Below are 22,515 nucleotides of genomic sequence, written 5' to 3' on the forward strand. Positions count from 1 at the left end.
AACCGGATCATGTCAGAGCCACCGTCAACCGCTCAACGAACTTCGGTGACCTCGGCCCCCCATCCGGCCCACCCCAACGCGCCCCACCACCCCCCACCCGCTGCAATAGACCCGTGACCGCGCCCCCCGACGACTGTCTCGCGCGTAACGAGTGGATCTGTGGTGCCTATCTGAGTAGCCGCCGACAGGTTCTGGTCGACGCGGTGGTGCAGCATCTTGAGTTGACCGCGTTGTCCGTCGTGATCGGGCTGGTCGTCGCCGTGCCGTTGGCGGTGGTGGCGCGGAGGTGGGGGTGGGCGGCCGGGCCGGTGCTTGCCGTGACGACGGTGCTGTACACGATTCCGTCGCTGGCGATGTTCTCGCTGCTGCTGCCGGTGTACGGGCTCTCCGCGACGCTCGTCGTCGCCGGGCTGGTGCTGTACTCGCTCACTCTGCTCGTGCGGAACATCCTGGCCGGGCTGCGGGCCGTGCCGGAAGAGACGCGGCAGGCGGCGCGGGGGCTGGGGTACGGGCCCGTACGGTTGTTGCTGACCGTCGAGTTGCCGCTCGCGCTGCCCGCCGCCATGGCCGGGCTGCGGATCGCGACCGTGTCGGCGGTCTCGCTGGTGACGGTGGGGGCGATCGTCGGGTTCGGGGGACTCGGGAATCTCATCTACTCCGGGATGAACACGTTCTTCAAGGCGCAGGTGCTCACCGCCTCCGTGCTGTGCGTGGTCATCGCCGTCGCGGCCGATCTGCTGCTGCTCGGGGTGCAGTGGCTGATCACGCCGTGGGTGAGGAAGGGGCGGGCGTGAGACCGGCGAAGGGGCGCCCCGGGTGAGTACCCTCGCGGCCACCTGGGACTGGCTCGCCGACCCCGCACACTGGTCCGGCGACGACGGGGTCTGGCACCGGCTGCTCCAGCACCTCGTCCTCACCGTCGTGTGTCTCGTCGTCAGCTGTCTGATCGCGCTGCCCGTCGCGCTCGTCCTCGGCCACATCGGCAAGGGCGGCGCGCTCGCGGTCAACATCTCCAACGTCGGCCGGGCCGTGCCCACCTTCGCCGTGCTGGTGCTGCTTCTGCTGACCCCGGTGGGGAAGTGGGGCGAGGGCCCCACCGTGGTCGCGCTGGTGCTGTTCGCCGTACCGCCGCTGCTCACCAACGCCTACGTCGGGATGCGCGAGGTCGACCGGGGCGTGGTGCAGGCGGCGAAGGGCATGGGGATGACCGGGCGGCAGGTCCTCGTGCGGGCGGAGGTGCCCCTCGCGCTGCCGATGATCCTCACCGGGGTGCGGATCGCCGCCGTGCAGCTCGTCGCCACCGCCACCATCGCCGCGCTCGCGGGCGGGGGCGGACTCGGCCGGATCATCACCGCGGGCTTCAACCTGGCCAGCACCCCGCAGGTGGTCGCGGGCGCGCTCCTCGTGGCGGTGTTCGCGCTGCTCGTGGAGGCCGTCTTCGAGGCCGTGGAGCGGCTGGCGCCCGCCTGGGCCCGGGCCGGGCGATGAGATTCCGTACGGCGGCTGCCCTCACCGCCCTGCTCTGCATGCTCGCGGGCTGCGCCTCCGGGCCCTCCCTGGAGAACCGCGGCCAGGTCACCGCCTCACCCGGCGACAGCCACCACCTCACCATCGGCTCGGCGGGCTTCACCGAGAGCGATCTGCTCGCCCAGCTGTACGCCCAACTGCTCGACCAGGCCGGATACAGAACCTCGATGCTCACCGTCGCCAACCGCGAGCTGTATGAACCCGCCCTGGAATCGGGGCAGATCGACGTCGTACCCGAGTACGCCGCCACCCTCGCGGACTGGCTCAACGCCAAGAAGCACGGCGCCGACGCGCCCCCGGCCGGATCGCCCGACCTCGCCGCCACCATGAAGTCCCTGCGCGCCCTCGCCGCCCCGCGCGGACTCACCGTCCTGCCGCCGGGCCGCGCCGTGGACCAGAACGCCTTCGCCGTACGCGCCGCCTACGCCCGCGAGCACCACCTCAAGACGCTCAGTGACCTCGGCGCCTCAGGACTGAAGGTGCGTCTGGCCGCCGGGGACGAGTGTGTGCGGCGCCCCTATTGCGCGCCCGGGCTGAAGAAGGTGTATGGCATCCACATCACCGGCGTCGATCCCAAGGGCGTCGGCACCACACAGGCCAAGCGCGCCGTGCAGGAGGGCCACGACCAGATGGTGCTGACCACTACCACGGACGCCACCCTGGACTCCTTCGGCCTGGTCCTGCTCGCCGACGACAAGCACCTCCAGAACGCCGACTACATCGTCCCGGTCGTCAACCGCGCCCGCGCGGGCGGCCCCCGCGTCGCCAAGGCGCTCGACCGGCTCAACGACGTCCTCACCACCCAGGACCTCGCCGACATGAACCGGCAGGTCGACAGCTGGCGGCGGCTGCCCGCCGACGTGGCCCGCACCTACCTCAAGGACAAGGGCCTGCTCAAGTGAGGGCACATCCCTCTGAAAGACCTCTCACGCGTCCGCCACCGAATCGAACCGCACCTGCCCCCGCGCCACCCCCAGCGCATCCGCGTCCACCGACCGCCGCAGCGCCTCGTGCAGCTTCGCCGGGGTCAGCACGCCCAGGAAACGCGCCCCGTCAAGGACCGCGACCCACCCGGCGTCGTACTGGAGCATCACCCCGAACGCCTGCTTCAGCGGCGCCCCCACCGGCACCCACGCGGTCATCCGGTGGGCGAGGGCGCCGACCGTGCCCCCGGCCGCCAGCTCGTCGATGCCCACCCAGCCGTGCAGATCGCCGTCCGCGTCCAGCACCACCGCCCAGCGCGCCCCCTCGGCACGCAGCCGGTCCAGGGCGCGTTCGGCGGGCTCGTCCGGGCGGGCCACCAGGGGCTGTTCGAGGTCGTCCGGCTCGATCTCGGTCACGGAGAGCCGCTTCAGGCCCCGGTCGGCGCCGACGAACCCGGCGACGTACGAGGTGGCGGGCGCGCCGAGCACCGCGCCCGGCGTGTCGAACTGCTCGATCCGGCCCGCCCCGTACACCGCGATGCGGTCCCCGAGCCGTACCGCCTCCTCGATGTCGTGGGTGACCAGCAGCACCGTCTTGCGGACCGCCTCCTGCATGCGCAGGAACTCGTCCTGCAACTGCTCGCGCACCACCGGGTCCACCGCGCCGAACGGCTCGTCCATCAGCAGCACCGGCGGATCGGCCGCCAGCGCTCGCGCCACCCCGACCCGCTGCCGCTGGCCGCCGGAGAGCTGTTCCGGGTAGCGGGAGCCGTACGTCTTCGGGTCGAGCCCGACCAGATCGAGGAGTTCGGCGGCCCGTGCGCGGGCACGCGCCCGCTTCCAGCCGAGCAGGGTGGGCACGGTCGCGGTGTTGTCGAGGACCGTGCGGTGCGGGAAGAGGCCGACCTGCTGGATGACGTAGCCGATACGGCGGCGCAGCCGCACCGGGTCGACCCGGGCGATGTCCTCGCCGCCCACGGTGATCCGGCCCGAGGTGGGCTCGATGAGCCGGTTCACCATCATCATGGTGGTCGTCTTGCCGCAGCCGGAGGGGCCGACGAGCGTGACCAGTTCGCCCTCGGCCACCTCGAACGACAGCCCGTCCACGGCCGTCGTGCCGTCCGGATAGCGCTTGGTGACCTGCTCGAACCGGATCATTCCCCCACGCTAGCCGCGCTCCCGTCCGCCCGCCCGGCCCCGCCGACCGAAGGGATGACCCCGGCGAGCACGACCTCCAGGGTGCGCGGCCCGTGCACGCCCTCCACCCGGTCCAGCTCGATGTCGCTGGTGGCCGAGGGGCCGGAGATCCAGGTGGACGGACGGGTGGGGGAGAGGCGTGCGAGGGCCTGCGGCACGGACGCCACGACCTGCGCGGGGACGCGGACGACACAGATGTGGTGGTCGGGGACCAGGGTGATCCGGCGACGGCCCTGCCCCGGGCCGCCGTCCAGCACGAGGGTGCCCGTCTCCGCGATGGCGACCGCGCAGCCGGTCACCACGCTGTCCACCGCGTCCAGCTCGTACGGCGTGCTCGCCGCCCGGTCCGCGACGCGGCGCGCGTCGGCGGCGGACAGCCACTCGGGCGGCAGCCCGTCCGGTACGAGCACGGACCGCGAGCCCCGCTCCGTCAGCAACCGGCCGACGAGCGAGGGCAGTTCGTCCTCCGTGCAGCGGTGGACGACGGCCCGGTAGTCCGCCAGGTTCTCCGCCAGCAGCTCCACTGTCTCCTCGGCGGTGCGCTCGCCGTGCTCGCGGAGATAGGGGCGGGGGATCGCCCGGTCGTAGGGGGTGTCGTCGCGGGGTACGTCCGCCAGCGCGCGGCGCACCCGGCCGAGGACCCGGTCCCTGCTGCTCATCGGGCGTCGTCCTTTCCGCCGCGCGTGCGCAGCCACCAGTCCCGGAAGGGTTCGGCCGGTACGGCTGGAAGGTCGCGGGTCGCCGTCCAGGCCCGGCCGGGTCCGGGCAGTGTGCGCGGGCGGAAGCCGCGGGTGCGGGAGGCCAGCCGCTGCCCGGTCCGCAGCACACCGGGCCGGGCCAGCGCCCAGCCCGCCGCGCGCAGGGCGGCGCGTTCGGCCGCGTGCCCCTTGGCGGGCTTGAGCACCACCCGGTTGCCGTTCCGTACCGCCGGGCCGCCCTCGACGACCCGCTCGCGCAGATGGACCAGCACCTCGGGGATGTCGATGGCGACCGGGCACACCTCGTAGCAGGCCCCGCACAGCGAGGACGCGTACGGCAGGGAGGCGTCGATCTCGCTGGTGGTGCCCCGGAGTTGGGGGCTGAGGACGGCGCCGATCGGGCCGGGGTAGACCGAGCCGTAGGCGTGGCCGCCCGCGCGCTCGTACACCGGGCACACATTGAGGCAGGCCGAGCAGCGGATGCAGCGCAGCGCCTGGCGGCCCACCTCGTCGGCAAGGGTGTCGGTGCGGCCGTTGTCCAGCAGGACCAGATGGAAGGCGCGGGGGCCGTCGCCGTCGGTCGTGCCGGTCCACATGCTGGTGTACGGGTTCATCCGCTCGGCGGTGGAGGAGCGGGGGAGGAGCTGCAGGAACACCTCCAGGTCGCGCCAGGTGGGGACGACCTTCTCGATGCCCACGACCGAGATCAGCGTCTCCGGCAGGGTCAGGCACATCCGGCCGTTGCCCTCGGACTCCACGACCACCAGGGTGCCGGCCTCCGCGACCATGAAGTTGGCGCCGGAGACGCCGACTCGGGCCCGCAGGAACTTCTCCCGCAGATGCAGCCGGGCCGCCTCCGCCAGCTCGGCGGGGTCGTCCGACAGACCCTCGGGCGCGGGTCGGCCCCAACCGGCCATCTCCGTACGGAAGATGTCGCGGATCTCGCCCCGGTTGCGGTGGATCGCCGGGACCAGGATGTGCGAGGGGCGGTCCTTGCCCAACTGCACGATCAGCTCGGCCAGATCGGTCTCGTAGGCGCGGATGCCCGCCGCTTCCAGCGCCTCGTTCAGCTCGATCTCCTGCGTGGCCATGGACTTGACCTTCACGACCTCCGACTCGCCTGTCGCGCGCACGAGTTCGGTGACGATCCGGTTGGCCTCGGCCGCGTCCGCCGCCCAGTGGACCGTGCCGCCCGCCGCGGTGACCGTCTCCTCCAACTGCTCCAGATAGCGGTCGAGATGGCGCAAGGTGTGGTCCTTGATCCGCTTGCCCGCCTCGCGCAGCTCGGCCCAGTCGGACACCTCCGCGACGGCCCTGGCCCGCTTGGCGCGGATGGTGTGGGTGGCGTGGCGCAGATTCCCGCGCAGGGTGCGGTTGTTGAGCGCTTCTCGTGCCGCCTCCGGGAAGGCGGGCATACCGAGGGACGTCGTGTTCATACGGCCGGGTCCTCCTCCGTGCTCGCCAGGATCTCCGCGAGGTGCACCGGGCGCAGCTCCGACCCGGACCGGCTCAGGGTGCCGCCGAGGTGCATCAGACACGAGTTGTCGGCCGCGCACAGCACCTCGGCGCCGGTCGACTCGGCGTTGCGCACCTTGTCCGCGCCCATCGCCGCCGACACGTCCGCGTTCTTCACCGAGAAGGTGCCGCCGAACCCGCAGCACTCGTCGGCACCCGGCAGCTCGATCAACTCGAGCCCCTTGACGGCCTGGAGAAGCCTGCGCGGCCGGTCGCCGAGACCGAGCGAGCGCAGGCCGTGACAGGTGGGGTGGTACGTCACGGTGTGCGGATACCAGGCGCCCACGTCGGTCACCCCCAGCACGTCCACCAGGAACTCCGTCAGCTCGTACGTCCTCGGGATCACCGGGGCCAGCGTGGCCGTCAGCCCCCCGCCGCGCCCCTCCGCGCTCGCCCGTTCACCCAGGCGCGGATACAGCTCCCGCACCATCGCCGCGCACGAGCCGGACGGGGTCACGATCGCGTCGTACTCCCCGAAGACCTCGGCGTAGTGCCGGGCCAGCGGCTCCGTCTCGTGCCGGTAGCCGGTGTTGTAGTGCGCCTGGCCGCAACAGGTCTGCGCCATCGGGAAGTCCACGTCGACACCGAGTCTGGCCAGCAGCCGCACCACGGCACGGCCGGTGTCCGGATAGAGCGTGTCGTTGACACAGGTCAGGAACAGGGCGACACGCATCGCGGCTCCTCGGGGCTCGGCTCCCTCTCGGCAAGCGGACATCGGCAGCCTAGCCGGGCAGCGCCCCCGGAAAACAGAAGCCCGCAGGTCAGCAGGTCAGTAAGCTGGCCGCCATGCCGGAACACGAACATACGAGCGACCGCTCCGCCCTGCGCGCCGACTGTGCGCGCTGCTTCGCCCTGTGCTGTGTCGCGCTGCCGTTCGCCGCCTCCTCCGGCTTCGCCCTGGACAAGCCCGCCGGGAAGCCCTGCCCCCACCTGCGCGGGGACCACCGCTGCGGCATCCACACCGGGCTGCGCGAGCGGGGCTTCACCGGCTGCACGGTCTACGACTGCTTCGGCGCGGGCCAGCGCGTCTCCCAGGTCACCTTCGGCGGCCGGGACTGGCGCGGCGGCGAACCAGCCGCGGCTCGGCTGATGTTCGACGTCTTCCCCGTGGTCCGGCGCCTGCACGACTGCTCTGGTACCTCGCCGAGGCACTGGATCTCGACGCCGCGCGGCCGTTCCACCCCGAGCTGCGCCGAGCACGGGAGCGGACCGAGGAGTTGGCCGGGCGGGAGGCCGAGGAGCTTGCCGCGCTCGATCTCGACGCCCACTGGTACGAGGTGGCTCAACTCCTTTTGCGCGTAAGCGAGTCGGCCCGGCGCGGGGTCGGCCGGAAGAAGGGCAACGACCGCCGGGGCGCCGATCTGATCGGCGCCCGCCTCAAGGGCGCCGACCTGCGTGGGGTCAGTCTGCGCGGGGCCTGTCTGATAGCGGCCGACCTCACGGGGGCCGATCTGCGGGGCGCGGATCTGATCGGCGCCGATCTGCGCGACGCTGACCTGACGGACGCCGACCTCACCGGCGCCCTCTTCGTCACCCAGCCGCAGGTCAACGCGGCCAAGGGCGGCCCGGGTACGCGGCTGCCGGGGTCACTGGTCCGCCCGGTGCACTGGACAACGACCGGCTGAACCGGGACCGGGAACGGCCGAACCGGATGCGGGCGGCGCCGAACCGGCCACGGCCGCTCCCGCCGAGCCCGCACCGGCCCCTGGAGCCGCCGCCCCCGACCCGGCCGCCCCCAACCCGACCACACCCGCCCCCACCTCCCGCTCGCGCCCCGCAGCCGCCCCCACCCCCGCAGCCCCCCGCCGCTCCAGCCCCAGCCGCAGCCCCTCCGGCATCAGCGTCAGCCGTTCGGTGACCTCCAGCCGGTAGCCGGGGTCGGGGCGCAGCTCGTAGCGGCGCAGCAGCAGGCCGAGCACGAGCGTCGCCTCGTGCAGGGCGAACTGGCGGCCGATGCAGGCCCGCGCGCCGGTGCCGAACGGCTTGAAGGTGTGCGGCGCGCGACCGCGTACCGCCTTGGCGTCGAAGCGGTCCGGGTCGAAGCGCTCGGCGTCCTCGCCCCACACCTCGGGATCGCGGTGCAGCAACGGCAGCAGGACCAGCGCCCACGCGCCCCGGCGCATCGGGTGCTCCCCGGCCAGCTCGGTGTCCCGGGTGGCCTCCCGGGCGTAGGCGGGCGCGGTCGGCCACAGCCGCAGCGACTCGTCGAGGACCCGGCGGACGTACCGCAGCTTGGCGACCTGGTCGTAGCCCGGCTCGGGCGTGTCGCCCCAGACGCGGTCCACCTCGGCGCGGGCGCGGGCGGCGACCTCCGGGTGCCGGGCGAGGTAGTAGAGGGCGAAGGAGAGTGCGCCCGAGGTCGTCTCGTGGCCCGCGACCAGGAAGGTGATGACCTGCTTGCGGACGTTCTCCGCCGAGAGCCGTTCCCCGGTGACGGGGTGGGAGGTCTCCAGCATCCGGTCGAGCAGATCCCCGGTGCCGCCGCCGGAGGCGAGCCGCGCGGCCACCAGCGCGTCGACCGTCCGGTTGAGACGGGCGATGTCGGCCGCGTTGCGCCGGGCGGCGGTGCGCAGCAGCAGCGGGGCCAGCGGTCCTGGCACACTGTTCAGCCGCTGGGCGTAGGTGAGCGTGCCGACCATCGCCCGGACGAAGGGATGCGGCCGGTCCCGCTCGAAGGAGCCGAAGTCGTGCCCGAAACCGGTGCGCGCGATGGTCTCCAGGGTCAGCTTGGTCATGTCCCCGGGCACGTCCACGGTGCGCCCGGCCGCCAGCTCGCCGTCCCAGTGGGCCGTCAGCCGCCCGGCGACCGACAGCATCATGCCGTGGTAGGTCTCCATGGCCTCGCGGCTGAAGCCGGGGGCCAGCACGTCGTGCGCGAGCTGCCAGTTGGGCTCGTGGTTGTACGCCGTGAACAGGCCGTCCCCGACGACCGGCCGCAGATTGGCGACCCCGAGACCGACGTGCTTGGCGAAGCGCGACTCGTCGGCGAGGTCCGCGGCGAGCCGCGCGCCCCACACGAACACGAACTCCTTGCCGAACGCCCGCCGCCGGAAGATCGGTCCCAGCTCGCGCCCGAAGCGCATCGAGTCCTGGAGCGGGCGGCGCCGGTCCACGCCCACCACGTCTCCGACCAGCGGCAGCCGCCGTGCCGGGTGCGGGATGCGGTCCAGCTCCGGCCAGCCGTGCTCGGCGCTGCGGAACCCCTTCGGCAGCGCGCTCCGCGTCGTCTCCGCCATGGCGCGATCTCCCTTGATCCAGCGGACGGTTGTGCCTGCGTTCCCTGCGTGTTATACGCGAGTTCAATAGCCCGGTTCAGTCTGGTCCGCTTGTTGAACCGGCGTCAAGTAAGGTGGCCGCATGGCCGCGAACGAGGGGGAACGCGCCCGGCGCAGACTCAGCACCCAGGAGCGCCGCGAGCAACTGCTCTCGGTCGGCGCCCGGTTGTTCTCCGAGAGTCCGTACGACGACGTGTGGATCGAGCGCGTCGCCGAGATCGCCGGGGTCTCGCGCGGACTGCTCTACCACTACTTCCCGAACAAGCGGGACTTCTTCGCGGCGGTCGTCGAGCGGGAGAGCGAGCGGATGCTGCGCATGACCGCGCCCGTGCCCGGGGTGCCGGTGCGCGCACAGCTCGCCGCCGGGCTGGACACCTATCTGACCTACGTCGAGACCCACGCCCACGGCTTCCGCGCCTTCCACCGCGCCGACGCGGCCGGTGACCAGGCCGTACGCCGGGTCTACCAGCGGGCGCTCGCCGCCCAGGAGCGGCAGATCCTCGCCGCGCTCGGCGCCGACCCGGAGTTCGGGCCCGGTTTCGAGGAGGCCGTCTCCGCCCGGCTCGCGGTGCGTGGCTGGCTCGCCTTCACCACCGCCGTCTGCCTGGAGTGGCTGCGCGAGGGCACCCCGGACCGCGACGAGGTCCGCGAGCTGTGCGCGCGGGCGCTGCTCGGCGTCATCTCGTAGCACCCACGGGGTATTTCACAGCTTCCGCACGAGTGCCGAAGTCCTGCCGGGCGGCGGCCGGTTGGCGCGCTCGTGGGAATTCTTTGGTCACCCGTTCGGCGCGGCGTGGTTGGCGTGCGCCCGGATCTTCGATAAGTTAGGCAAGGCTTACCTAAGGAGGACTCGGGATGGGTGACACGCAGGACTGGGCGGCCGGACCCGGAGCGGCGGAGCGGGCGAGGTCGGTCCTCGCGGCCGCGTGGTCGTGCGCGGTGACCGCCGAGGGCGCCCGGGAGGAGTACGTCGGCGCGCACTCCGTGACCGAGGACGGCGGGGTGCTGCTCGACGTGCCCGAGGACAGCGCGCTGCACACGGCGGCCCTGTGCGCGCCGCGCGGGGAACCCAGCGCGGTGCTGGAGTTCGCGGACGTGGCCCCGGTGCCGGTGCGCCAGCGCATCCGGGCCCGGCTCTGGATCGCGGGCTGGCTCTCGCAGGACGGCGGCTCGCTGCACTTCCGGCCCACCCGGGTGGTCCTCCGGCTGCCCTCGGGCGCCCAGGTCGTCGGCCTCGACGAGTTCGCCGCCGCCCGGCCCGACCCGCTGGCCCTCGCGGAGGCCCAGCTGCTCACCCATCTGGCCGACGCCCACCCGGACGCGGTGGAGCGGCTGACCCGCCTGGTGCGGCCCGAGAGCCTGCACGCCGCGACCCGGGTCGCGCCCGTCGCCGTGGACCGGCACGGCCTGACCCTGCGCATCGAACGCACCCGCGCCCACGGCGACGTACGCCTGGCGTTCCACACCCCCGCCGACGACGTCTCGCAGCTCACCGAGCGGATGCACGCCCTGCTCACCCAGGCCGCCGCAGCCTGCCCGCGCGCCCTACAGCGGCACCGCGCAGACGGCGACGGGTGACGCGAACGGCTCGCCCGCGAGCCGTAGTTCGCCGCCGTCGACGTGGAGCACGCTGACGGTGCCGGAGCGCTGGTTCGCCGCGAACAGCAGCCGGCCGTCGGGGGACAGCGCGATCTGCCGGGGAAAGTCCCCCGCCACCGGCACCGTGCCGAGCAGCCGCAGCCGGGCGCCGTCGGCCTCGACGGCGTACCGGGCGACGCTGTTGTCACCCCGGTTGGCGAGGAACGCGTACGCCCCGTCGGCGCTCACCGCGAACTGCGCCGGATAGTTGGTCACCCCGCCCCGCGAGCCGGTGGACTGCGGGTCACCGATCGTCAGCCGCCCGCTCGAGGCGTCGTACGCGCACACGGCCACCGTGTCGTCCACCTCGTTGGCCAGATAGGCGTACCGGCCGCCCGGGTGGAAGGTCAGATGGCGTGGCCCCGCACCCGGCCTGGCCGCCGCCCGGGACACCTCGGTGAGCGTGCCGTGCGTGGTGTCCAGGCGGTACGTGTAGACCGTGTCGGTGCCGAGATCGACCGCGAGGACGTGCTCGCCGTCCGGCGCGGTGAGGAACTGATGTGCGTGCGGGCCCTGTTGACCGGGCCCCGGCGGTGGCGCCGTGTGCGTGACCAGCGCGGTGCGCTCACCGGGCGCGCCCGAGGCGTCCAGGGGGTGCACGGCGACGCTGCCCGAGCCGTAGTTCGCGCTCAGCAGCCAGTGCCCGTCCGGATGCACCGACACATGGCAGGGAGCCGAACCGCCCGTGCCCCGGCTGCCGACGACCTCGCCGTCCGCGAGCCGTACGGCGGTCACCGCGCCGTCCTCGCGCTCGTCCACCGCGTACAGCGTGCGGCCGTCCGGGTGCACGGCCAGGAACGACGGGTCGGACACCGCCGCCAGCACGCCCGCGCCGGTGACGGCGCCGGTCGCCGGGTCGTACGACGCCTTGCCGATGCCCTTGCCGCCGTTCTCGCCCGAGGTGTAGGTGCCGAGGTAGAGGGGGCGGGGGCCGGTGTCGGCGCGGTGCGCGCTGCGGCTCCCGGCGGGGGACGTCCCGGCGTCTGCCGGAGTGCCGTCCGGCGCGGTGCCGTCCGCGCCGGGCTCCTGGGGTGGCGCCGGGGAGGGCACCGCCACCACGGCCGCCGCGCCCGCCAGGGCGCCGACGAACCGGCGCCTGTTCCAGCCGCCGCGCGCCTGTGCGTCCGCGGTCCCGTCCTCGGCGTCGTCCGTGCCGTACATCCCGTGCCTCAGCCGCCCCTCGGTGCTCTCACGCCCCGTACGTCACGGCCACCTTGACGCGGGGCGCCCCGCGAAAGCAAGACGGGCCGGTCGGGCGGGCCAGTCGGCCAGTCGGCCAGTCGGCCAGTCGGTCGGGCGGACCGGTCAGCGCCCGGCGCCCGTGCGGTTGCGCCACAGATCCTCCTGGATGCCCAGCCGTTCGCGCAGCCGGTTCATCCGGGGCAGCCGCGCCCGCTGCTGCCGGGCCACCCGGTCCAGCTCCTCCAGCAGACGGCGGCTGCGGTGCTCGGTGTCCATCTCGTCGATGATGCGGCTCACCTCGACCAGGACCGCGCCCATCAGCTGCCAGTTGGCCCAGTCCGCGCCGATCTCCTGCTTGATCTGCTCCGCGAGCCGGTCGCGGGTGGCCGCCGCGGTGTGCAGCTCCGCCGTGAGCCGGGCCTCCGCGGACTCGGCGTTCGCGCTGAGGTCGGTGGTGACCAGCACCGCGAAGCTCACCACCGCGTCCGCGACCTCGGACAGCACCTGCTGCACGGTCGCCCCGATCGGCGGCGGGAACAGCTCCCGGCCGCCCCGCGCCTTGGCCAGGTCGGTGAAGGAGCGGGCCATGACGCGCAGGACGACCGTGCAGATCTCCAGCGTGTCGAGGCCGGTGCGCAGCACCACCCGGTGCAGCAGCCCCTCCTTGACGCGCGGGTTGAGCCGCAGACTGTCCTCGGCCTGCCGCAGCGAGGCGTCCACCTCGATGATCTCGTGGTCCATCCGGCGGGCCTCGTGCAGCCGCTCGGCCGCCTGCTGCCAGGGGACGGCGCTCGCGGCCTCCTCACCCATCCGGAGCATCAACTGCCGTAGCTTGCGGGCCAGACCATCGATCGAGCGGCCCGCCTCGTCCACCCACACCGGCGGCGGCAGCAGCAGATTGCACGCCATGCCCGTGATGGCGCCGATCAGCGTCTCCACGATCCGCGCCCACGCCGTGAAGCCGACGGTGGTCACCCCGAGCACCAGCATGGCGCTGATCGCCACCTCGACCACGTACTCGTGCACGCGCACCAGATGGCCCACCGTCAGCGCGGACACGATCAGCAGCGCCAGGCTCCACCAGGTCAGCCCGACCAGCAGGCTGAAGATGATGGCGACCACGACCCCCGCGACCACCGCGTTCACCCGGCGGATGCCGTTGGTGAGCGTGGCGTAGAAGGTGACCTGGACGACCAGGAGCGCGGTCAGGGGCGAGGTCAGCGGGGCGGGTTCGGGGCTGAGCCGGAGCGCGACGACATAGGCGATCGTCGCCGCGAAGGCCGACCGCAGCGTCTGCACGACCACCGGCTCACGGCGGCGCGCGATCAGGCGCCGCAGCCCGGCTGTCCACTTCCGTACGTCTGGCATCCCTTGCCCTGTTCCCTTTCCGGGCGGGCGGTGAACGGGGCCGAAAGAGGACCGTTCGTGTGACGTGTGCGACTCACGTGTACAGCTGGTCCACGAACGCCGCCAGGTTGGCGTCGGCCCGGTCGATCTGCTCCTGCACGGTCAGACTCTCCTCGAAGCGGGAGCCGGAGTCGGGCACCTTCCGGCCGCGCACGTACAGGGAGCACGCCAGATCGGCGCACATGTACACGCCGACCGAGTTGCCCTCGCGCCCGGCCGGGCCCGCCTTGCGGGCCGTCATCAGGGAGACCCCGCCGCCGCGATGGGTCGTCAGGCACACCGAGCACATGCTGCGGTGCAGGAAGCCGTGGCGCGCGGGCGGGAAGCGCAGGGCCACCCCGGCGAGGCCCCCCGCGCGCTCCACGACCAGATAGCTGCGGTCGGGCGCCCCGGGATCGCGCCAGCCGAGGAAGTCGAGGTCGTCCCAGGGGCGTTCGGCCAGGTCGCGCGGGACCGCCAGCCGTTTGGCCTCGCCCTTGGAGCAGTTGATGAACGAGGCGCGGATGTCCTGCTCGGTGAGCGGTCGCATGAGGGGCCCTTCGGTACGGCTCGGGTGAACCTAGGGGGTCTAGGTGTATGGAGAGCATATGTAGGCGAGAGGGGAGTGGCGAATGGTTTTCGCGGTGCCCTTCACCGGCGCCCTTCACCGGCGCCGGTCGCCGTCCTACGGCGTCCCGGCCCGCTTGGTCCCGGACTGCTCCGGCCCGGAACCCCGCGCCTCCGGCGGCCACACCCCCGGCACCAGCACCCCCAGAGCGTAGGCGCGGGCGATCAGCTCGGTGCGGTTGGCCGCGTGCCAGCGGGCCGACAGACGGCGCAGATGGTAGGCGACGCCGTCCCGGCTCAGGCCCAGCTCACGGGCGGCCCGGTCCGTGGTGGCGCCCCCGGCCAGCAGGGCGAGGACCCGGCCCTCGGTCTCCGTGACCCGCGCGGGCTCCGGGCCCCGCCGTACGCCCCGCTCCCCGCGTACCCGCAGCATCACCAGGAGTGCCGGGGTCGCGTCCACGCTGTCGCTCACCGGGTCCGCCGTCAGCTCCCCGAAGCGCTCCGCGCCGCCCGGCGCGCTCCAGCTGACCGAGACCTCGTAGCGCGAGCGGTGCCGCAGCCGCAGCGCCTCGGCGATCCGCTCCACCTGGCCCGTCTCCCGGGGCCGGAACACGCTCAGCACGTCCCGCCCGCGCAGCTGCCCCGGGGTCGTCCCGCACTCGGCCGCCATCGCCGGGTTCGCCAGCAGCACCGTGCCGTACACATCACAGACGGCGACGGGCATCGGCACCCGGTCGAAGAGGGTGAGGGCACGGTTGCGCCACACCACGCCGTCCGTCCGCCCCAGGTCCATCCGGTGCCTCCCGCTGTGCAAAGCCAGTCCCATCCAAGACGAAAGCACAGGTCAGCGGCAACTTACGGGCCTCGGAAGCGCGCGGTGCGCAAGCCCTTCCGGCCACTTTCCACTGCACGATCGTGTAGTGCCATGGCATGGGCCCGCGCCCCCGGGAGGCCAGTCTGGAACGCAGGACTCCCGCCCCGCGAAAGGCAGTTGCGCGCCATGCCCCCCACCGCACCGCTTCCCGAGCCCGCCGACCAGCCCGGCGTCCCCGTCGTGGACATCAGCGCCACCGGCCCTGGCCGCACCCCCATCCAGCAGGTCATGGGCCTGATGCGCACCCACGGCCCGGCACTGGTGCGCCGCCTGCACGGACGGGACGCGCTGTTCGTCGCCGACGCCGATCTCGTCGCCGAGCTGGCCGACGAGGACCGGTTCGCCAAGCACATCGGGCCCGCCCTGGAGAACGTGCGCGCCTTCGCCGCGGACGGCCTGTTCACCGCCTACAACGACGAACCGAACTGGGCCAAGGCGCACGACATCCTCATGCCCGCCTTCGCGCTCGGCTCCATGCGCGCCTACCACCCGGTCATGCTCAAGGTCGCCCGCCGCCTGATCGCGTCCTGGGACCGCGCCGCCGGTGCCGGACGCCCGGTGAACGTCCCGGACGACATGACCCGGATGACGCTCGACACCATCGGCCTGGCCGGGTTCGACTACGACTTCGGCTCCTTCGACCGGGACGAGCCGCACCCCTTCGTCGAGGCGATGGTGCGCTGCCTGGAGTGGAGCATGACCCGCCTGGCCCGCGTCCCCGGCGGCGACTACACGGCGGCCGACGCCGCCTTCAAGGCCGACGCCGACTACCTCGCGGGCGTCGTCGACGAGGTGATCGCCGCCCGCACCGGCACCGACCAGAGCGACGCCCAGGACCTCCTCGGCCTGATGCTCACCGCGCAGCACCCCGCCGACGGCACCACCCTGGACACGGCCAACATCCGCAACCAGGTCATCACCTTCCTGATCGCCGGGCACGAGACCACCTCCGGCGCCATGTCCTTCGCCCTCTACTACCTGGCCAAGCACCCCACCGCGCTGCGGCTCGTCCAGCGCGAGGCCGACGCGCTGTGGGGCGACGCCGCGGACCCCGAGCCGACGTACGACGAGGTCGGCCGGCTCACCTACACCCGCCAGGTGCTCAACGAGGCGCTGCGCCTGTGGCCGACCGCCGCCGCCTTCAGCCGCGAGGCCCGCGAGGACACCCTGCTCGGCGGGCGCATCCCGCTGCGCGCCGGGCAGGCCGTCAGCGTGCTCGTCCCGATGCTGCACCGCCAGGACGTGTGGGGCGACAACCCCGAGCTGTTCGACCCCGAGCGGTTCACCGCCGAGGCCGAGGCGGCCCGCCCGGTGCACGCCTTCAAGCCCTTCGGCACCGGCGAACGCGCCTGCATCGGACGGCAGTTCGCGCTGCACGAGGCCACCATGCTGCTCGCCATGCTGGTCCACCGCTACCGGCTGCACGACCACGCCGACTACGTGCTCGACATCAAGGAGACGCTGACCCTCAAGCCCGAGGGCTTCACGCTCGCCCTGACCCCGCGCACCCCCGCCGACCGCGCCCACGCCCCGCTCCCCGGCGCCGCCCCGGCCACCGCCGCCCAGGACAGCGCCACCGACACCCTCCCGGCCCGGGTCCGCCCCGGCACCGCCGCCCTCTTCCTGCACGGCAGCAACTACGGCACCTGCCGCGAGTTCGCCGCCCAGCTCGCCGACGAGGCCGCCGCGCTCGGCTGCGCCACCGAGACCGCCGCGCTGGACGCCTACGCCGACGGCCTGCCCACCGACCGCCCGGTGGTGATCACCGCCGCCTCCTACAACGGCCGCCCCACCGACGACGCCACCGCCTTCCACGCCTGGCTCGACGGCGACCACGACCTGACCGGCGTCACCTATGCCGTCCTCGGCGTCGGCGACCGCAACTGGGCCGCCACCTACCAGCACGTCCCCACCAAGATCGACACCCGCCTGGCCGAACTCGGCGCCACCCGCCTCACCGAGCGCGCCGCCGCCGACGCCTCCGGCGACCTCACCGGTACCGTCCGCGACTTCACCGCAGGACTGCGCACCGCGCTGCTCCAGGAGTACGGCGACCCCGACGCCATCGGTTCGGACGCCACAGACGAACCGGAGACCGCCTACGAGGTCCGCGCCCTGACCGGCGGCCCCCTCGACGCTGCCGTCGAGCGCCACGGCCTGGTCCCGATGACCGTCACCGAGGCCCACGACCTCACCGCGCCCGGCCACCCGCGCGTCAAGCGGTTCCTGCGCGTCGCCCTCCCCGACGGCGTCACCTACCGCACCGCCGACCATCTGACCGTGCTCCCCGCGAACGACCCGGACCTCGTGGAGCGCGCCGCCGGTGCCCTCGGCGTCGACCCCGGGACGGTTCTCGACATCCGTGCCACCCGCCCGCGCCGCGACGGCCTCGCCGTCGACCGCCCGCTGACGGTACGCGAACTCCTCACCCACCACGTCGAGTTGCAGGAGAAGCCGACCCGCCGCCAGCTCGACCTGCTCGCCGAGGCCAACCCCTGCCCGCCCGAGCGCGCGGCCCTCGCCGCCCTGCCCGGCGACGACCCGCGCACCCTGCTGGAGATCGTCGAGGACCACCCCGCGCTGCGCGGCGCCCTCGGCTGGCCCCTGCTGCTCGACCTGCTCACCCCGCTGCGCCCCCGCCACTACTCCGTCTCCTCCTCCCCGGCGGCCGACCCGCACCACGCCGACCTCATGGTCTCCGTGCTCGACGCCCCCGCCCGCTCCGGCAAGGGCCGCTACCGGGGCACCGGCTCGAACCACCTGGCCGCCCTCAAGCCCGGCGACACGGTGTACGCCCGCGTCCAGCCCTGCCGCGAGGTGTTCCGTATCGACGGCTCGGCCCCGGTCGTGATGATCGGCGCCGGAACCGGCCTCGCCCCCTTCCGGGGAGCGGTGGCGGACCGTGCCGCCGCCCGCGCCCAGGGCGCCGAACTGCCCACCGCGCTGCTCTACTTCGGCTGCGACGCCCCCGACGCGGACTACCTCCACGCCGACGAACTGCGCGCCGCCGAGGCCGCCGGAGCCGTCTCGCTGCGCCCCGCCTTCAGCGCCGCCCCCGAGAACGGCGCCCTCTTCGTCCAGCACCGCATCGCGGCCGAGGCCGACGAGGTCTGGGACCTGCTGAACGCCGGGGCCCGGGTCTACGTCTGCGGCGACGGCTCCCGGATGGCCCCCGGCGTACGGGAGGCCTTCCGCACCCTGTACCGGGAGCACACCCCCGGCGCCGACGAGGCCGACGCCGTGCGCTGGCTCGACTCCCTTGCGGCGGACGGGCGTTACGTCGAGGACGTGTACGCCGCCGGGTGATCCCGGGCCCTTCCCGTCGTGGCCCACAACTCCACGCCTTAGCTCACAGCATGAGATAAGGGCGACCCGACATCGTGCCCGGCCTGCCAGGAGAGGTATGTTGCAGGTCGGGCACGGTTCGGAAGGGGCCACATGGCGGGGCGGAACGGGCGCACGGTACGCGATCTGAGGCGGGGCAACCGCACGGCCGTGCTCCAACGGCTGTACTTCGACGGCCCGTTGAGCCGCTTCGAACTCGGCCCGGCCACCGGACTCAGCTCCGGCTCGGTGAGCAACGTGGTCGCCGACCTCGTCGCGGACGGCCTGGTCGAGGAGGCGGGCAGCGTCGACTCCGACGGCGGACGGCCGCGCACCCTGCTCCGGGTCGCCCCGCACAGCGGCCAGATGATCGGCGTCGACGTGGGCGAAACCCGCGTCCGCGTTGAGCTGTTCGACCTCGCCCTCACCGAACTCGCCCGCGCGGAACACCCGTTGACCCCGCAGGGCTACGACGTCGACGTGATCGTCGGTCACATCCGCGACGGCATCGCCGAGGTCCTCGCCGCCGAGGCGGCCGTCCCCGCCCGGCTGCTCGGCGTCGGGGTCGGCGTCCCCGGCATCATCGAGCACACCGCAGACCAGGGCGCCGTGGTGCACGGGCAGACCATCGGCTGGGACGGCGTCCCGCTGGAACGGCTGCTCCGCGCGACCTCACAACTCCCGGACGACGTGCCGTACTTCATCGACAACGGCGCCAAGACGCTCGGCCAGGCCGAGATGTGGTTCGGCGCGGGACGCGGCGCCCGCAACGCCCTGGTCGTCCTCTTCGGCTCCGGCGTCGGCGCCTGCCTGGTCGCCCCCGACGTGGAGCAGGGGCGAGCGGTGGAGTGGGGGCATCTGACCGTACGGGTGCGCGGGCGCCGGTGCCGGTGCGGGGCGCCGGGCTGTCTGGAGGCGTACGCGGGCGCCGAGTCGCTGCTGGCCCGCTGGCGCGAGGAGGGCGGACGGCCGCCCGAGGACACCGACGAGGAGACCGCGCTCACCGCGATGCTCGCCGCCGCCTACCCGGCCGACGACGCCGAGCCCGACCCGGTGGCCCTCGCGGTCCTCGAGGAGACCGCCGAGTATCTGGGCGCCGGGCTCTCCGACCTGATCAACCTCTTCCAGCCCGAGCGCATCCTCATCGGCGGCTGGGCCGGGCTCCAGCTCGGCACCCGCTTCCTGCCCGCCGTACGCCGCCACGCGGCCACCTACGCGCTGCGCCATCCGGCCGACCGGGTGACCATCGAGCTGGGCCGCCTCGGTCCGGACGCGGTGACCGTGGGCGCGGCGATCCTGCCGCTGGCCGACTTCTTCGCGCGCGGCGGCCGTCGGGCCGAGCCCGCCCCGGGGGACCGGCTGCCCGCCTGGCGTACGGCGCTGGAGGAGCGGTCGCCGCGCTGAGGGCGTGGCAAGGGGCCGTGACGCGCACGGCGAAGGACCCTCATCCGAGGCAAAGGGCCGGAAAAGCCTGAGAAAAGAAGGGCCCCGGCCGTGACGGGGGGACGCACGGCCGGGGCGGGGTGGGCGCTGCGGCCGGTCGGTCGACCGCGTCCCACACCCCCTACAACGGCCCGGGGCGCCCGGTCGTTCCTGCGGTGGCGGTGACCCCGGTCACGTCCGGGAGCCGCAGGTCAGCGCGCCGCCGCCCGCTCGGGAACCCGGCCCTCGCGGGTCCAGCCCAGCAGTTCGTCCGCCGTCCAGGTGGTCACCACCCGCTCCGGCGGCACCGCGCACTCCTCGGCGCGGGCGCAGCCCAGGACCTGCCAGTCCAGCTGGCCGGGCGCGTGGGCGTCGGTGTCGATCGAGAACAGCGTGCCCGCCGCCACCGCCTCCCTCAGCAGCCGCTTGGGCGGGTCGAGCCGTTCGGGGCGGCTGTTGATCTCCACGGCGGTGCCCGACCCGGCGCACGCGGCGAACACCTCGGCCGCGTCGAACGTGGACTCGGGCCGCTTCTTCCCGGCGAGCAGACGGCCGGTGCAGTGGCCGAGGACGTCCGCGTGCGGGTTCTGTACGGCCTTCACCATCCGGCGGGTCATCGCGCGGGCGTCCATCCGCAGCTTGGAGTGGACCGAGACCACCACCACGTCGAGCCGGTCGAGCAGCTCGGGCTCCTGGTCCAGCGAGCCGTCGTCCAGGATGTCGCACTCGATGCCGGTGAGCAGCCGGAACGGCGCCCAGCGGGCGTTCAGCCCCTCGATCACGTCCAGCTGCTCGTGCAGCCGCTCCGGGGAGAGCCCGCGGGCCACGGTGAGCCGGGGGGAGTGGTCGGTCAGCGCGGTCCACTCGTGGCCGAGCGCGGCCGACGCCAGACCCATCTCCTCGATCGTGCTGCCGCCGTCCGACCAGTCCGAGTGGGTGTGGCAGTCGCCGCGCAGCAGCGCCCGCAGCCCCTCGCCCGCGCCGTCGGTGAGCGGTGCCCCGGCCTCCTCCTCCAGCGCGCTCAGATAGCCGGGCACCGCACCGGCCAGCGCCTCCCGCACCACCTGGGCGGTCTTCGGGCCGATCCCCTTCAGCGACTCCAGCGACCCGGCCGACGCCCGCCGGGCGACCTCGTCCTCGGGCAGCGCCGAGAGGACCCGGGAGGCGGTGCGGAAGGCCTTCACCCGGTAGGTGGGCGCCAGCGAGCGCTCAAGGAGGAAGGCGATCCGGTCCAGGGCCGCGACGGGATTCATGGGGCACCTCCGGCTTCGGGCCCCCGGCCGCACGGGGACCTCCAGCGTTCCCCAGCCCCGCGCCCGGCGCACGGCGGGCGCCGCCGGTCCGGCGCACCTGGACGAGTCGTCCGGGTGCGTGGCGATTTAGGCTCTAGAACATGACCGAACAATCAGCTCCGTACATGTCGAAGCCGCGGGTCATGGTGCGTGGGGTGTGTCCCGGCAAGCCGGGGCGCCCGCCCTTCCGGATCATGGAGATCGACGGTGAGGTGATCGGCGAGGTCACGTCCATCACGGAGGTGCTGGAGGTCGCCGCCGCCCGGGGGATCGTCATCCACGACCTGGACGATCCGGATGTGATCCGCTGGGTCGGCGGCGACAAGTTCACCTGGAGGCTGCGCTGAGCCTCGGGCGGCTCAGCCGACGGTGAGTCCGGGGCGGCTCAGCCGACCGTCCACTTCTGGTTGGCGCCCCCGCCACAGGTCCAGATCTGGAGCCGGGTGCCGTTGGCCGGGTTGTTGTCGGTCACGTCCAGGCACTTGTTGGCCTGCGGATTGACGATGTCGTTGGCCGAGGACACCACCCACTTCTGGTTCGGGCCGCCCGTGCAGTCCCACAGCTGGACCTTCGAGCCGTCCGCCGTGCCGTTGTCCACGATGTCCAGGCACTTGCCGAGCGCCCGGATCGTGCCGTCCGAGCCGACCGTCCACTGCTGGGCGGCGGTGCCGTTGCAGTCGTAGAGCTGGACCGGGGTGCCGTTCGCCGAGTTCGCGGCGGCCACGTCCACGCACTTGCCGGCCAGGCCCCGGATGGCCTTGCCCGCGGCCCCGTCGGCCGTCGTCACCGACACCGAGTCGACCACCAGCTGCGCCGGGAACTGCGTCGAGCCGTCCGGGTCGCCCGGCCAGTAGCCGCCGACGGCGAGGTTCATGATCAGGAAGAACGGCTTGTTGAACACCCAGGTCTTCCCGCCCAGGTCGGCCGGGGTGCGCCGCTGGTAGACGTTGCCGTCCACCGACCAGGTGATCGAGTCGGGCGCCCAGTCGACCGCGAAGGTGTGGAAGGCGTCCGCGAAGGCCTGCCCGCTGGGCAGCGAGTAGCCCGCGCCGATGCCGCCCGCGCCGGAGTAGCCGGGGCCGTGGATCGTGCCGTGCACCGTGGAGGGCTCGAAGCCGACGTTCTCCATCACGTCGATTTCACCGGAGTCCGGCCAGTTCACCGGGGTGCCGAGCATCCAGAACGCGGGCCACATGCCCTGCCCGCGCGGGATCTTCATCCGCGCCTCGACATGGCCGTACTGCGCGTTGAACTTGCCCGAGGTGTTCAGCCGGGCCGAGGTGTACTGGCAGGTGCCGTACCAGCACTGGTAGTTGTTCGGGTTCTCCTTCTTGGCGGTGATCACCAGATGGCCCTGGCCGTCCAGGGCCGCGTTGTTGGTGCCCGAGGTGTAGTACTGCCGCTCGTGGTTGTTGACGTTGTCGCCCGTCTCCTGCGTCCACTTCGAGGAGTTGACCGCGGAGCCCGCGGGTCCGTCGAAGGTGTCGGAGAACGTGGTGACGGCCGCCGCGGTGGGCGCCGCCGTCCTGGCGTGCGCCGGGGCGACGGCCGCCGTGCCGATCAGGGCGGCGGACAGGGCCGCGAACAGACATCTGCGGAGCAGGCGTGGGGTGGCCATGGCTCTCCGTTTCACGTGGGGGGTCTCCTGCACCTCGATTCAAGGAGTGAACTGATGACACGTCAATACCTTGGTAC

At 73.3% G+C, this 22,515-nt stretch carries 19 protein-coding genes and 1 pseudogene; 9 read left to right on the forward strand and 11 right to left on the reverse strand.

Annotated features, from left to right (window positions below):
* The first annotated feature begins 113 nt into the window (after positions 1 to 113).
* From B079_RS0125030 to B079_RS0125040, 3 genes are read left to right on the forward strand one after another with little or no spacing between them, the layout of a single operon-like run.
* Positions 114 to 794: an ABC transporter permease gene (locus tag B079_RS0125030; RefSeq protein WP_026249064.1), complete on the forward strand. Its 681-nt coding sequence runs from the start codon at positions 114 to 116 to the stop codon at positions 792 to 794.
* Between the two features lie 22 nt (positions 795 to 816).
* Positions 817 to 1,488 carry an ABC transporter permease gene (locus B079_RS0125035; RefSeq protein ID WP_018548594.1) on the forward strand — a complete coding sequence of 224 codons (672 nt, stop codon included), beginning with the start codon at positions 817 to 819 and terminating at the stop codon, positions 1,486 to 1,488.
* Positions 1,485 to 2,429, forward strand: coding sequence for an ABC transporter substrate-binding protein (locus B079_RS0125040; RefSeq protein ID WP_018548595.1), 945 nt, complete (start codon positions 1,485 to 1,487; stop codon positions 2,427 to 2,429). Before B079_RS0125035 ends, B079_RS0125040 begins: the two co-directional genes overlap by 4 nt.
* A gap of 24 nt (positions 2,430 to 2,453) precedes the next feature.
* On the opposite strand, the gene B079_RS0125045 is transcribed toward B079_RS0125040, so the two are convergent.
* From B079_RS0125045 to B079_RS0125060, 4 genes are read right to left on the reverse strand one after another with little or no spacing between them, the layout of a single operon-like run.
* Complete coding sequence (locus tag B079_RS0125045; RefSeq protein ID WP_018548596.1) at positions 2,454 to 3,608, reverse strand: betaine/proline/choline family ABC transporter ATP-binding protein; 1,155 nt, start codon at positions 3,606 to 3,608, stop codon at positions 2,454 to 2,456.
* Complete coding sequence (locus B079_RS0125050) at positions 3,605 to 4,306, reverse strand: LutC/YkgG family protein (RefSeq protein WP_018548597.1); 702 nt, start codon at positions 4,304 to 4,306, stop codon at positions 3,605 to 3,607. Before B079_RS0125050 ends, B079_RS0125045 begins: the two co-directional genes overlap by 4 nt.
* Entirely contained in the window at positions 4,303 to 5,781 is a 1,479-nt protein-coding gene (locus B079_RS0125055; protein WP_018548598.1) for a LutB/LldF family L-lactate oxidation iron-sulfur protein, read from the reverse strand. Before B079_RS0125055 ends, B079_RS0125050 begins: the two co-directional genes overlap by 4 nt.
* Positions 5,778 to 6,533, reverse strand: coding sequence for a (Fe-S)-binding protein (locus B079_RS0125060; RefSeq protein WP_018548599.1), 756 nt, complete (start codon positions 6,531 to 6,533; stop codon positions 5,778 to 5,780). The genes B079_RS0125055 and B079_RS0125060 overlap by 4 nt, the downstream gene beginning before the upstream one ends.
* A gap of 113 nt (positions 6,534 to 6,646) precedes the next feature.
* Here B079_RS0125060 and B079_RS32730 point away from each other — a divergent pair.
* A pseudogene (locus tag B079_RS32730) lies at positions 6,647 to 7,485 on the forward strand (pentapeptide repeat-containing protein).
* Here the strand turns inward: B079_RS32730 and B079_RS0125070 are convergent.
* Positions 7,447 to 9,096, reverse strand: coding sequence for a cytochrome P450 (locus B079_RS0125070; protein WP_018548600.1), 1,650 nt, complete (start codon positions 9,094 to 9,096; stop codon positions 7,447 to 7,449). The pseudogene B079_RS32730 and the gene B079_RS0125070 sit on opposite strands and share 39 nt — an antisense overlap.
* A gap of 121 nt (positions 9,097 to 9,217) precedes the next feature.
* On the opposite strand from B079_RS0125070, the gene B079_RS0125075 reads away from it, so the two are divergent.
* Together B079_RS0125075 and B079_RS0125080 are read left to right on the forward strand one after the other, a co-directional pair.
* Positions 9,218 to 9,823 (forward strand): TetR/AcrR family transcriptional regulator, encoded by a 606-nt coding sequence (locus B079_RS0125075; protein ID WP_018548601.1) that lies wholly within the window; start codon positions 9,218 to 9,220, stop codon positions 9,821 to 9,823.
* Positions 9,824 to 9,990: 167 nt separating this feature from the next.
* Positions 9,991 to 10,713, forward strand: a complete 723-nt coding sequence (locus B079_RS0125080) for a DUF2470 domain-containing protein (protein ID WP_018548602.1) — start codon at positions 9,991 to 9,993, stop codon at positions 10,711 to 10,713.
* Here the strand turns inward: B079_RS0125080 and B079_RS0125085 are convergent.
* From B079_RS0125085 to B079_RS0125100, 4 genes are all read right to left on the reverse strand, one after another.
* Positions 10,681 to 11,934, reverse strand: a complete 1,254-nt coding sequence (locus B079_RS0125085; RefSeq protein ID WP_018548603.1) for a lactonase family protein — start codon at positions 11,932 to 11,934, stop codon at positions 10,681 to 10,683. The genes B079_RS0125080 and B079_RS0125085 overlap by 33 nt on opposite strands.
* Positions 11,935 to 12,078: 144 nt before the next feature.
* Positions 12,079 to 13,323: an FUSC family protein gene (locus B079_RS0125090; RefSeq protein ID WP_018548604.1), complete on the reverse strand. Its 1,245-nt coding sequence runs from the start codon at positions 13,321 to 13,323 to the stop codon at positions 12,079 to 12,081.
* A gap of 73 nt (positions 13,324 to 13,396) precedes the next feature.
* Positions 13,397 to 13,891 (reverse strand): FBP domain-containing protein, encoded by a 495-nt coding sequence (locus B079_RS0125095; protein WP_018548605.1) that lies wholly within the window; start codon positions 13,889 to 13,891, stop codon positions 13,397 to 13,399.
* A gap of 135 nt (positions 13,892 to 14,026) precedes the next feature.
* Entirely contained in the window at positions 14,027 to 14,701 is a 675-nt protein-coding gene (locus B079_RS0125100; protein ID WP_018548606.1) for a helix-turn-helix transcriptional regulator, read from the reverse strand.
* A gap of 207 nt (positions 14,702 to 14,908) precedes the next feature.
* Between B079_RS0125100 and B079_RS0125105 the strand changes: the two genes are divergently transcribed.
* A complete protein-coding gene (locus tag B079_RS0125105; RefSeq protein ID WP_018548607.1) occupies positions 14,909 to 18,088 on the forward strand; it encodes a cytochrome P450 in 3,180 nt (1,059 codons plus the stop codon).
* Positions 18,089 to 18,220: 132 nt separating this feature from the next.
* Positions 18,221 to 19,510 (forward strand): ROK family transcriptional regulator, encoded by a 1,290-nt coding sequence (locus B079_RS0125110; RefSeq protein ID WP_018548608.1) that lies wholly within the window; start codon positions 18,221 to 18,223, stop codon positions 19,508 to 19,510.
* Positions 19,511 to 19,740: 230 nt separating this feature from the next.
* On the opposite strand, the gene B079_RS0125115 is transcribed toward B079_RS0125110, so the two are convergent.
* Entirely contained in the window at positions 19,741 to 20,781 is a 1,041-nt protein-coding gene (locus B079_RS0125115; RefSeq protein ID WP_018548609.1) for a PHP domain-containing protein, read from the reverse strand.
* Between the two features lie 140 nt (positions 20,782 to 20,921).
* On the opposite strand from B079_RS0125115, the gene B079_RS0125120 reads away from it, so the two are divergent.
* Positions 20,922 to 21,167, forward strand: a complete 246-nt coding sequence (locus B079_RS0125120; RefSeq protein WP_026249065.1) for a hypothetical protein — start codon at positions 20,922 to 20,924, stop codon at positions 21,165 to 21,167.
* Positions 21,168 to 21,205: 38 nt separating this feature from the next.
* On the opposite strand, the gene B079_RS0125125 is transcribed toward B079_RS0125120, so the two are convergent.
* Positions 21,206 to 22,438 carry a ricin-type beta-trefoil lectin domain protein gene (locus tag B079_RS0125125; protein WP_018548611.1) on the reverse strand — a complete coding sequence of 411 codons (1,233 nt, stop codon included), beginning with the start codon at positions 22,436 to 22,438 and terminating at the stop codon, positions 21,206 to 21,208.
* Between the last annotated feature and the right edge of the window lie 77 nt (positions 22,439 to 22,515).

The sequence above is a fragment of the Streptomyces sp. LaPpAH-108 genome, from assembly GCF_000373625.1.
GTDB lineage: Bacteria > Actinomycetota > Actinomycetes > Streptomycetales > Streptomycetaceae > Streptomyces.